Source organism: Burkholderia sp. Ac-20379 (assembly GCF_017104645.1).
Classification (GTDB): domain Bacteria; phylum Pseudomonadota; class Gammaproteobacteria; order Burkholderiales; family Burkholderiaceae; genus Burkholderia.
The window spans coordinates 1-852 of record NZ_JAAGPF010000762.1; the positions used below are offsets into that span (position 1 = coordinate 1).

General features: G+C 66.8%; 1 protein-coding gene. It reads right to left on the reverse strand.

Annotation, left to right across the window (positions count from 1 at the left end; translation table 11 throughout):
- A partial coding sequence (locus tag G3N92_RS34465) for an FAD-dependent oxidoreductase (protein ID WP_206131933.1) occupies positions 1–739 on the reverse strand: 739 nt, incomplete at its 3' end.
- Positions 740–852: the final 113 nt, after the last annotated feature.

Consider the following 852-nt stretch of genomic DNA (forward strand, 5'->3'; position numbering starts at 1 on the left):
AAAGAAAAGAGGGAAAAGAGGAGAGGAAGAAAGAAGGAAAGAAGATGGAAGAGAGAAGAAGAAAACAGAATAAAGAAAGAAGGGAAGGGCGAACACGGGGAACAAAAAAGAAAGCAAAACAGTGACCGTAAACGACGAGAGACCGATCCTGGAACGCGGGCACGGCGAAGGGCTCGACGAACGTCGCGCCGCCGCGCCGCGCCCAGGCGCGCACGGCCGCATTGCACTTGAGCGGATTGAGCTTGCCTTCGTCCGCGCACAGCTCCGCGCCCAGCACGCGTGCGTCGAGCCACGGCGCGAGGCTGTGCAACGCGTCGCGGCCGATCACCTCGGTCGCGAGGCCCAGTTCGCGTTCGCGGCGGCTCTTGATGCGCAGGAAATCGAGCTGTTGCGGCGTGTCGGCCACCATCAGCCCGCCCGATTGCTTCAGCTCGAAATCGCCGCCGGTCAACGTCTCGAATTCGCGCCAGTAGCGCACCGCCTTCGGATACAGCGGCAACTGCCGTTCCATGCCCGGCACCCGATCGGGAAACAGTCGCATGAACCGGCTCTGCATCTGCACGTGCAGGCTGCCGGCGTTCGCCGTGGAGCCGCCGGCCACGGCTGCGTCGAGCACCGTCACGTCCAGCCCCGCATGCGCGAGAAAGCCGGCCAGGCTCATGCCGACGATGCCCGCGCCGATCACGGCCACCTCGGTGCGCGCCCGCGGCAGCGCACCCGCGCCCATGCCGGCGCTCATGCGGGCGGCACGCCGGCCAGCTCGGCGATGGTCACCGGCTTGACCGGCACGCGCGGCGCGAAGCCCGACATCTCGTCGCGCTCGCGCCCGGCGCGCGCGCTGACGATCTCGTC